The 10,518-nt window shown below is 69.7% G+C and carries 11 protein-coding genes; all 11 read left to right on the top strand.

Translation table 11 applies throughout. From position 1 onward, the window contains the following. A partial coding sequence (gene waaF / locus VFE28_08455) for a lipopolysaccharide heptosyltransferase II (protein ID HZM16016.1) occupies positions 1–604 on the top strand: 604 nt, incomplete at its 5' end. 8 nt (positions 605–612) lie between these two features. Further along, complete coding sequence (locus VFE28_08450; GenBank protein ID HZM16015.1) at positions 613–1,626, top strand: PfkB family carbohydrate kinase; 1,014 nt, start codon at positions 613–615, stop codon at positions 1,624–1,626. Next, complete coding sequence (locus VFE28_08445; protein ID HZM16014.1) at positions 1,623–2,093, top strand: adenylyltransferase/cytidyltransferase family protein; 471 nt, start codon at positions 1,623–1,625, stop codon at positions 2,091–2,093. The genes VFE28_08450 and VFE28_08445 overlap by 4 nt, the downstream gene beginning before the upstream one ends. Continuing rightward, positions 2,090–3,130, top strand: a complete 1,041-nt coding sequence (locus tag VFE28_08440) for a glycosyltransferase family 9 protein (protein HZM16013.1) — start codon at positions 2,090–2,092, stop codon at positions 3,128–3,130. Before VFE28_08445 ends, VFE28_08440 begins: the two co-directional genes overlap by 4 nt. Continuing rightward, entirely contained in the window at positions 3,127–4,287 is a 1,161-nt protein-coding gene (locus tag VFE28_08435; protein ID HZM16012.1) for a glycosyltransferase family 9 protein, read from the top strand. Before VFE28_08440 ends, VFE28_08435 begins: the two co-directional genes overlap by 4 nt. Positions 4,288–4,348: 61 nt before the next feature. Continuing rightward, on the top strand, positions 4,349–5,194 hold the full coding sequence (locus VFE28_08430; GenBank protein ID HZM16011.1) for a DUF3108 domain-containing protein: 846 nt from the start codon (positions 4,349–4,351) through the stop codon (positions 5,192–5,194). A 4-nt stretch (positions 5,195–5,198) separates the two neighbouring features. After that, on the top strand, positions 5,199–6,143 hold the full coding sequence (locus VFE28_08425; GenBank protein ID HZM16010.1) for a hypothetical protein: 945 nt from the start codon (positions 5,199–5,201) through the stop codon (positions 6,141–6,143). 233 nt (positions 6,144–6,376) lie between these two features. Further along, positions 6,377–7,099, top strand: coding sequence for an exopolysaccharide biosynthesis polyprenyl glycosylphosphotransferase (locus VFE28_08420; GenBank protein HZM16009.1), 723 nt, complete (start codon positions 6,377–6,379; stop codon positions 7,097–7,099). Positions 7,100–7,109: 10 nt separating this feature from the next. Then, positions 7,110–8,384: an AAA family ATPase gene (locus tag VFE28_08415; protein ID HZM16008.1), complete on the top strand. Its 1,275-nt coding sequence runs from the start codon at positions 7,110–7,112 to the stop codon at positions 8,382–8,384. Positions 8,385–8,511: 127 nt separating this feature from the next. After that, complete coding sequence (locus VFE28_08410) at positions 8,512–9,639, top strand: DegT/DnrJ/EryC1/StrS family aminotransferase (protein ID HZM16007.1); 1,128 nt, start codon at positions 8,512–8,514, stop codon at positions 9,637–9,639. A 15-nt stretch (positions 9,640–9,654) separates the two neighbouring features. Then, positions 9,655–10,506, top strand: a complete 852-nt coding sequence (locus tag VFE28_08405; protein HZM16006.1) for a sugar transferase — start codon at positions 9,655–9,657, stop codon at positions 10,504–10,506. Positions 10,507–10,518 lie beyond the last annotated feature (12 nt).

Here is a 10,518-nt window from a genome sequence, read left to right as displayed (position 1 = left end):
GCCGTGGCCTCGACTGCAAGCGACGAGCGAGGAGCGCGCCGCCGCCGCCACCTTGCTCCGCAGCCACGCGTTGCCCCCCGAGGCCGCCGCCCTCGTGGTCGCACCGGGGGCGCGCTACGGCGCGGCGAAGCGCTGGCCGGCGGAACGCTTCGCCGCTGCCGCCGCCCAAGCGGCAACGTTCCTCGAGGCCCCAGTCGTTCTCGTCGGCGGGCGCGAGGATGCCAACGCCACCGCTGCCGTCCACGCCGCCTTGCCCGCGGCGGTGGACCTCGCTGGGCGCACGCCATTGCCCACGCTCCTCGGATTGCTCGCCGGCGCTCGGGGCGTTCTCTCCAACGACAGCGGCGTGATGCATCTCGCCGCCGCCCTCGGCGCTCCCGTGGTGGGCATCTTCGGTTCCACCAACCCGGAATGGACGCGGCCCCTCGGACCGCGCGCCGCGGTCGTGGTGCACCCGGTGCCCTGCGCGCCTTGTTATCTGCGGCGTTGTCCCATCGACTTTCCCTGCATGCACGGCATCGCACCGGAGCACGTGGTGGCGACGCTCCGCCGCCTGCTCGCAGCGGCACGGCCCGGTGTGGCCGAGGCCATCTCTCGGGTATGATGCGCAGCATGTCCACCGCCGCGCCGCGAGCCCGACTGGAGTCTTGCCTGGAAGCGTTTCCGCGCCAGCGCATCGCCGTCATCGGCGATCTGGCGCTGGACGAGTTCGTGCACGGTCGCACCGCTCGCGTCTCCCGCGAGGCTCCCGTGCTCATCCTGCGCCACGAGAGCACCGATCGCCTCCCCGGTTGTGCGGGCAACGCGGCGCGCAACGTCGCCGCCTTGGGCGGCGCAGCGTTCGCCGTCGGTCTGCTCGGGGAGGACGAGGCGGGAACGGCGCTGGCAGAGTTGCTGCGCGACTGCGGCGTCGACACCGCCGGCGTGGTCCGACTGCCGCAGGGTCGCACCTGGAGGAAGACGCGCTTCACCGCCGGGGACCTGCACACGGTGCAACAGCAGGTGATGCGCCTCGACCACGAACCCGAGTACGGGTCGCCGGATCTCTGGCGCGGGGCCTTGCTCGCGGCGGTGGAAGCAGCGCTGCAGCGCGCCACGGGGATCCTGCTTTGCGATTACGGCGGCGGTGTCCTCGACGCCAGCACCCGTCCCCTAGTGCTCGAGCTCTGCCGGCGCCGCGGCGTGCCAGTGCTGGCGGATTCGCGTTATGCCTTGGACAGCTTCGCCGGCGTGACCTGCGCCACACCGAACGAGACCGAGATCGAACCCATCCTCGGGCGCGCCCTGGCCAACGACGCCGACGTCGAAGCCGCCGGTCTCGAGCTGCAGCGACGGCTCCGCTGTCCAGCCCTCGTCATCACCCGGGGTCGGCTCGGCATGACCGTCTTCGACGGCACGGCGCCGTTGCATCTGCCGGCCTACGGCGACGAAGCGGTGGACGTGGCCGGCGCCGGGGACACCGTCGCCGCCGCGGTCGTCCTCGCCCTCGCCGCCGGCAGCAGCGTCGGCGACGCCGCCCGTCTCGCCAACTATGCCGCCTCCAGGGTGGTGCGGCAGCGTGGCACCGCGGTGACCGAACGGAGCGGCGTGCTCGACTGCCTGCGTCACGACGCCGCACCGCGATGAAGCTCGAGCGCTACTTCGAGGCGGTCGAACCTCTCGCCCGCCACCTGCACGCCCTGGGCAGCGAGCGGATCGTGCTGGCGAACGGCTGCTTCGATCTCCTGCACGTGGGCCACGTGCGCTACCTGGAGGCGGCGCGCGCCCTCGGCAACGTTCTCGTCGTGGGCTTGAACAGCGACGCCTCGGTCCGCGCCCTCAAGGGCCCCGGGCGCCCGCGAATGCCGGAAGGCGAGCGCGCCGAGCTGTTGCTGGCGCTGCGCGCCGTGGACTACGTCGCCCGTTTCGAGGAACTCGACGTGAGCCGGGTGCTTGAGGTGCTCCGCCCGGCGTTCCACGCCAAGGGCACCGACTACAGCGTGGAAACCGTCCCGGAGTACGCGGTGGCCCAGCGGCTCGGCGTGCGCACGGTGATCGTCGGCGATCCCAAGGCGCATTCGAGCCGCGACCTCGGTCCCGAACGGCGCCTATGAACGATGCGAAGCTGGCGGCGGCGGCGGCGCGGCTCGACGACGGCGGCAAGCTCCTGGTGACACGGCTCCGTTACATCGGCGACGTGGTCTTGTCCCTGCCCCTGGTGCAGGTGCTGCGCCGCGCTTTCCCTCGCGCCGCGATCCACTACCTCGCCGAACCCGTTCCCCTCGAAATCCTGCGCCGCCATCCCGACCTCGATCGGCTCTGGTGCGCCGCGCGCGGCCGCCGCGGCACCTGGAACACCGTCACCGCACTGCGCCGCGAGCGCTTCGCCGCGGTCATCGATCTGTTCGCCAACCCGAGGAGCGCCCTCCTCGTCCGCGCCAGCGGCGCCCCGGTCCGCATCGGCGAAGCGCGACGCAGCCGCCGCCACCTGTACACCCACGCGCGCGTGCTAGCCACCGGGCGGAGCGCCCTCGAACACCACCTCGACGCGGCCGCCTGGCTCGGTGTCGAGGCGCTGGTGCCCGAACGACCGCAGCTCCATCTCACCCGCGAGGAGAAGGCCGGGCCGGCAACGGCGCTGGCCGCCGCAGCGCGCGGGCGACCCACCGTGCTCTTGCACTGGGGGGCGACGCAGCGAGCGAAGGAATGGCCGGAGGAACGCACGCACGAGCTCGCGCGGCGTCTGCTGGGGCGGGATGTCCACGTGGTGTTGAGCACCGCACCGCATCGAACCGCCTTGAGCGCCAGCCTCGCGGCCGCCTTGCCGGCAGTGCAGCGTTTGCCGGTGTTGCCCTTGCGCGCGCTCCTCGCCTGGGTGGCCGCCGCCGATGCGGTGGTCGCCGTGGACGGCGGCATCGCCCACTGCAGCGTCGCTCTCGGCCGGCCGACGCTGGCGCTCTTCGGACCCACGGTGCCGCAGATTTGGTTCCCCTACGCGGCCTTCGGTCCCTTCCGCGTCCTCCACGCCGGCGTCGATTGCAGCCACTGCGATCGGGACTTCTGCCCGACGCGGGCCTGCATGGCGGCGCTGGAGGTGGACAGCGTCGAGCAGCAGCTCCGGGAAATCGCACCGGGAGTCGGCGTGTCATGACCGTGCGCGCGCCACACCGTGCCGGCAGGCGGGACGACCGGCAGGGGAATCCCGGCGCTGTCTCCGGCAGCGAGGGAGTGGCCCTGCTGCCGCTCCGCGGCCCGGTGCAGCGCATTCTCGTCTTGCGACCCCGCGCCCTCGGCGACGTGCTGCTCGTGACGCCGGCGCTGCGGGCCTTGAAGGCCGGGTTCCCCGCCGCGGCGTTGCACGTGGCGGTGGACGACATCCTCGCACCGGTGCTGCGCCGCAACCCGCACGTGGATCGGCTCTGGCTCCTGCCACGCCAGCGGCCGGTGCGGCGCCGGGATTGGTGGAGCCTCGCCTGGCAGCTGGCGCTGGTGCGTTTCGATCTCGTCCTCGACCTGCACGGCTCGCCGCGCACGGCGCTGCTGGCCCGTCTGACCGGCGCCCGCAACCGCGTCGGCTACGCACTGCGCGGGCGCGGGCGGTTGTACAACCTGCCGGTGCCGCGGGACAGCGACCGCAGCGGCAAGCGCGCCCTGCAGTATGGGGCCCGCGTGAACCTCGACATCGTCGCCCGCTGCGGCGTCGCCGCCGCCACCACGGACGATGCTTCTCTCGTTTTCGTTCCCGATCCCGCCGTGGAAGAGCGCCTTCGTCGAGACCTCGAGTCAACCTTCCCGGGGCGGCCGCGGGTCGGCCTGGCTCCTGCCGGCACTTGGCAAGCAAAGACCTACCCAGCTGCCGCTTGGGCCGAGGTCGCGGACCGCCTCGCCGCCGCTGGCTGCCACCTCGTCCTCCTCTGGGGACCGGGGGAGCGGGGGACGGCGGAGGCGGTGCAGCGCAACATGCGCGTCCCTGCACCCCTCGCCCCTGCGACCGACCTCGAGGAGCTGGCAGCTCTCCTCGGTCATCTCGATCTGCTTCTCAGCACCGACTCCGGCGTGAAGCACCTGGCGGTGGCCCGGGGTACGCCCTCGCTCACCGTCTTCGGCCCCACGAGCCCCCGGGCCTGGATGCCCCCCGCGGGCCCACATGCCTGGGTGCGGGCACGCCTGCCGTGCCTGGAGTGCAACCTGACCCGCTGCACCCACCATCTCTGCATGCGCCTGCTCGCGCCACAGGCGGTGGCGGAACGGGCCTTGGCGCTCCTCCAGGTTCCCTTCGGCGTGGAACTGCAGCCACCACCCGGTTAACGTGGAACCAGCGATGGGCAGGGGGAGTCCAAGTCGAGGAGCGTCGGCCGGGAGGAGCACGGTGACCGTCAAGCGGTGGGTGTTGCTGCTCTTACCGCTTTGTTGCTTCCTGCCCCGTGCCGCTCCCGGGGAGGACCCGGAGGAGGACTGCCAGACCGTCGGCAGCATCCCCGATCCGATGCCGCCGCGCCTGCCGAGCCGGGTGCGCTTCCATCCCGGCGAGCAGCTGGAGTTCTCGGTCCAGTACGGCCTCGTCACCGCCGGCCGCGCCACCATGAGCATCGATGCCGCCATCCGCCAGCGAGAAGGCCGGCCCACCTACCACCTGGTCACCTCGGCGCGCTCGAGCAAGGTGTTCGCCAAAGTCTTCGACGTCAACGATCGCGTCGAGTCCTACCTGGACACGCTGGAGCTGCACTCGGTGCGCTTCGAAAAGCACCTGCGCGAAGGTCGTTACGTCCACGATCTCTGGGTGGTGTTCGATCAGGAGAAGCACACTGCCTCCATCGACGGCAAGCGCCGCTGCGACGTGCTCGAGCACGTGCAGGACGTGCTCTCGTCTTTCTACTACATTCGCACCCTCGAGCTCTCCGTGGGGCAGTCCATCTTCATTCCCAACCACGACAACGGCAAGAACTACGCCATGGAGGTGAAGGTACACCGGCGCGAGCGCGTCAGCGTCGACGCCGGCACCTTCGACTGCTTGGTGCTCGAGCCGGTGCTGTTGGGCGAAGCGGTCTTCAAACAGAAAGGTCGCTTGGAGGTCTGGGTCACCGACGACCCGGTGCACATGCCGGTGTTGATGAAGAGTCAGGTGCTGGTCGGCGCCATCGCCGCGGTGCTGGCCGAATTCCGCCTCGGCGACGGCTCCCCGGCCCCGCCCGCCATGGTCCAGAACACGAGGTGAGAGGATGTCGCGCTACCCCGAGATCGACCTGCACAAGGTGCGGACGGTGAGTATCCACGAACGTCACAGCAAGGTGCAGGTGGAACAGTTCGGCCGCGCCGAAACTTGGCCCGGTGCCAGCGCCTGGCTGCGGCGGCTGCCCTCGCTGCTGGCGGCAGAGAACCTGCAGGCGCTGGTGGCGGCGCTGCAGGAAGCGCGTCGGCAGGGCAGGATGCGGCTGTTCATGCTCGGGGGTCACGTGATGAAGACCGGTGTCTCGCCGTATCTCGTCGATCTCATGCGCCGCGGCTTCATCTCCCACTTCGCCAGCAACGGCTCCTTCAGCATCCACGACGTGGAGACCTCGCTTTTCGGTCGCACTTCGGAGGACGTGGCGGACACCCTGGAGCGCGGCGTCTTCGGCATGGTGCGGGAGACGCCGGAGTTCATGTTCGCCGCCTTCCGGGAAGGCAGCGAGCGCCGGGAAGGCATGGGGGAGTGCCTCGGGAGGGCCCTCCTCGCCGCCCGGGCGCCCCACGCCGAGGTCAGTTTGCTGGCGCAGGCCCACGCGGCGGGGGTGCCGTTCACCGTGCACGTCTCCCTCGGCGGGGACATCCTGCATCAGCACCCGGGCGCCGACGGCGCGGTCCTGGGAGAACTGTCGTTGCGCGACTTCCGCATCCTGGCCGCCGGACTGGGGACGCTAGGGGAGGGAGGGGTGGTGCTGAATCTGGGCTCCGCCGTGGTGATGCCCGAGGTCTTCCTCAAGGCCTTGACGGTGGCTCGCAACGTCCTCGGCAGCGTCGAAACATTTACCACCGCCAACCTGGACATGCTGCAGCACTACCGCCCAGGGGAAAACGTGCTCCGTCGCCCCACCCAGCGCTCCGGCAAAGCCTTACCGCTCATCGGGCAACACGAGATCCTGGTTCCCCTCCTCCATGCCCTCCTGGTGGATGGCGCCACGTGACCGGCGGCCACCACCGGGCATGGAGTCGTTTGACAGATTTGAACTTCCGTTGCTATACTGCCCCGCGAAAGAGCTTCAAGCGCCCGCAGGAGGTTTCTGCTCCGGACTTCGCTACCGTTTGCTGATCGCCGTGCCAGGTTCCCCCCGAGCCCGGTCTCGTGGGGCCCCCGAACCTTGTGTCGCGGTGTGACATCGCGTCGGATTCAACAGCCACTGCGAAGGAAGAAGGGCGCGTGTCCTCCGTTTCGAGGTTGTCGGTTTCGAGATTGCAGCCCCTGCCGCTCGACGCGGAACGCCGTCCGGCCCCCGTGTACCAGGTGGCGCCGGATTGGCAATTCGCCCTGCCGGATTCTTGGGCTTACCGGATCCTCAAGCGCCTGATCGATGTCGCCTTCTCCCTCTGCGGTCTGGCGCTGCTCCTGCCCTTGCTCCCGGTGGTGGTGCTCCTCATCCGGCTCGATTCACCCGGGCCGGTGATCTTCGCGCAGCGCCGCGTCGGCCAGCGGGGCCGCCAGTTCACCTGCTACAAGTTCCGCTCCATGGTGGCCGGCGCCGAAGCGATGAAGTCGACGCTGGCGGAGCTCAACGAGGCCTCAGGACCGGCGTTCAAGATCCGCGACGATCCGCGCATCACCCGGGTGGGGGCTTTCCTGCGCCGGAGCAGCCTGGACGAGGTGCCGCAGCTCCTCAACGTGCTGCGCGGGCAGATGTCCATCGTCGGGCCGCGGCCGCAGATTCCCACCGAGGTCGAGCTGTACGAGCCCTGGCACCGTCGCCGGCTGGAGGTCAAGCCGGGCATCACCTGCCTCTGGCAGATCGCCGGACGGAGCCACATCGGCTTCGACGAGTGGATGCGTCTCGACCTGGAGTACCTGCGGCGCCGCAGCTTGCAGCTGGACCTGTGGATCGTGCTGCACACGTTGCCCGCAGTCATCGCCCGCAAGGGCGCCTATTGAGCCGGGGCCAATGATGTACGAAAGCTACTACCGCTTCACCAAACCGCCCTTCCGGCTCGTCGCCGACCCGAGCATGCTCTTCGTCTCCGAGAGTGCGCGCGAAGGGCTGTCGCGCCTGGAGTACGCGGTCCGCGACGGCAAGGGCATTGCGGTGATGACCGGGGAAGTCGGGACGGGTAAGACCACCCTGGTGAATCGCTATCTCGATCAGGCCCGGCCAGGATTGCGCACCGCCTACATCTTCAACCCCACCCTTTCCGGGGAGCAGTTGCTGCGCGCTCTGGCCGACGAGCTGGGGCTCGGCTCCCAGGCGACGAGCAAGGGGGAGCTCGCCCGCGCCCTCTACGAGCACTTGTTGCACGAACGCGGCGCCGGACGGCGCACGGTGCTCTTCGTCGACGAAGCCCAGGCGCTGCCGCTGGAGACGTTGGAGGAGCTGCGGCTCCTCACCAACCTGGAAACGCGGCACGAAAAGCTGCTGCACATCGTTCTCGTCGGCCAGCCCGAGCTGCTCGCCACCCTGGAGTCCCACGCGCTGCGGCAGCTGCGCCAGCGCGTCGAGCTCTTCATCCAGGTCGAGCCCATGAGCGGCAGCGAAACCGGCCTCTACATCGCCCACCGCTTGCGCGTCGCCAACCCGTCGCGCCCGGTGAATTTCACCAGCGACGCCTGCCAGCTGATCCACCGTATCGCCCGCGGCGTGCCGCGGGACATCAACAAGGTCTGCGACGCGTCGCTGCTGATCGCCTTCGTCGAGGAAACCGGGACGGTGACGACGAGGCACGTACGCGAGGCCGTGCGCACCATCGACGGCCAAGGAGTGAGTTTGCGACTGCGCGGCGTCCGATTCCTGGGCCCGTGGCAACGACTCTGGATCGGCGCCAGCGCAGTCGCCGCCGCCGCCGCCTTGATGCTCGCCGTGGACACCGGCCGACACGGCACGAGCCTGCCCGGCAGCCCGGCGCCGCAGGCCGCCGCGGTCGCCCCGGGCACGGGGGCCCCCAGCGCCAATGCGGAGAGGATCCTGGTCCACCTGGCGTCCTTCCACGAGCGCGCCCAGGCCGAGGCCTTCGCCCGCCGCGCCTTGCTGCCCCCAGGGCGCAAGCTCTATCTGCAGAGCGCCGAGGACCAGGAGGCGCGCTGGGTGCGCGTCTTCCTCGGCGACTTCGCCGACGCCCGGGAGGCGGGGGACTTCGCCCGTGTCGCCTTGGAGGAACGGCGCTTCGCCTACGCCACCGCGGTCAGGGTGCCGGGCCGGGCGCTCGAGACCTGGGAGGAGCGATGAGGCGAGGGGGAATGGTGGGCGCTCCGCGCCTTTCCGGAGATGGCCTCGCAGACTTTGCGGGGACAACGCTTTCGGGTCTTCACCTGCATGGTTCTCGAGTGGTCCGGGAAGGGAGGCGGATGCTATAATGCCCGCCATGCCGTCACAGGTGCCGTTCCTGGACTTGCACAGCCAGATACTGCCCCTACGGAACGACCTGGACGCGGCGATCCGCCGCGTCATCGATTCCTGTGGCTTCATTCTGGGGCGCGAGGTTCAGGACTTCGAGCAGGAGTTCGCCGCCTATTGCGGCGTCGACCACGCCATCGGCGTGGATTCCGGCACTTCGGCGCTCCTCCTCATCCTGCGCGCCCTGAGGATCGGTCCGGGCGACGAGGTCATTCTCCCGCCCAACACCTTCATCGCCACCGCCGAAAGCATCTCCCTCGTCGGCGCCACGCCGGTCTTCGCCGACGTGGACCTGGCGACGCAGCAGCTCGACCCGGAGAAGGTCGAGGCGGCGCTCACCGCGCGCACCCGCGCCGTGATCGCGGTGCACCTCTTCGGCCGCACCGCGCCGCTCGCCGCCCTCCTCGCCCTCACCCGCGCCCGGGGAGTTCATCTCCTCGAGGACGCCTGCCAGGCGCACGGAGCGCGCTACCAGGGACGGCACGTGGGTGGCTTCGGCATCGCCGCCGCCTTCAGCTTCTACCCGGGGAAAAACCTCGGCGCCTTTGGCGACGCGGGCGCCATCCTCACCCGGGACGCGGCTCTGGCCGAGACGCTGCGCCAGCTGCGCGATCACGGTCAGCGAGCCAAGTACGACCACGTACTCCTCGGCACCAATGCCCGGCTCGACTCGTTGCAGGCTGCGGTGCTGCGGGTCAAGCTGCCGCACCTCGATTCCTGGAATGCCCAGCGCCGCCGGGTGGCCTCGCAGTACGAGGCGCTCCTGCGCGACTCCGAGTGCCTCACCCCGGCGCCGCTCGCTCCTTTTGAAGATCATGTCCACCACCTCTACGTGGTGCGACATCGACGACGTTCCGCCGTTGTGCATGCGTTGCGTGAAAACGGGATCGGCTTCGGGCTGCACTATCCGGTTCCCATCCACCGGACGGCGGCCTACGCCGGGCTGGGGTTGGGTCCGGGCAGCTACCCGAACGCCGAACTCCTGGCAGGGGAAATCCTTTCCCTGCCGATGTACCCGGAGCTGACCGACACGCACATCGAGCAGGTGTGCGAGGTGATGACACAAGCCGCCTTCACAAGCGGATGACGGAGACAACCGACCATGACACCGACTTCGCTGATCACAGCCAAGGGCAAGGACCGGTCTCCCGCAGCAGCACCTCACACCGCGGCCACCGTGGGCGACGGCTTCGCCGTCGGCGCCCCGGCGATCCCCGTCCGTACCGCACGCCGGCAGGGCGCCAGCTTGGCGCTCAAGCAGGCGGTGGATTTCGGCGGCGCCGCCCTCGTTCTCATCGTCTCCTCGCCGCTTTTCTTCCTCGCTGCCCTGGCCATCAAGCTGACCTCCGCGGGTCCCGTGTTCTTCGTGCAGCAGCGCCTCGGGCGCGGTGGGCGGAGCTTCCGCTGTTACAAGTTCCGCACCATGAAGCACAACTCCGATGACGGGCTGCACCGGGAATTCGCCCGCAACTTCATCCGTGGCGGTCCCAGCGAGGCGCACGGCAACGGCCATGGCAACGGCCACGGGAAGAACGGCCATGGGAGCAACGTCAACGGCAGCAACGGCAACGGGCACGGCCGCAACGGTGCCAGCGCCACCGTCTACAAGCTGACCAAAGATCCGCGCATCACCCGGGTGGGGCAGTTGCTACGGCGCACCAGCCTGGACGAGCTGCCGCAGATCCTCAATGTCCTGCGCGGCGAGATGAGCCTGGTGGGACCACGCCCGCCCGTGCCTTACGAGCTCGACGACTACCAGGATTGGCACAAGCGGCGGCTCTCCGCCAAGCCGGGGATCACCGGCCTGTGGCAGGTGAGCGGCCGCAGCAGCGTTCCTTTCGACGAGATGGTGCAGCTCGATCTCTACTACATCGATCATCGCAGCACGCTCATGGACCTGTGGATCATGGCGCGGACCCTGCCGGTCATGATCAAAGGGGATGGAGCGTACTAGGGTTCTCCAGGC

The organism is Candidatus Krumholzibacteriia bacterium (assembly GCA_035649275.1).
Taxonomy (GTDB): Bacteria; Krumholzibacteriota; Krumholzibacteriia.
This window is presented reverse-complemented; position numbering and strand designations above follow the sequence as displayed.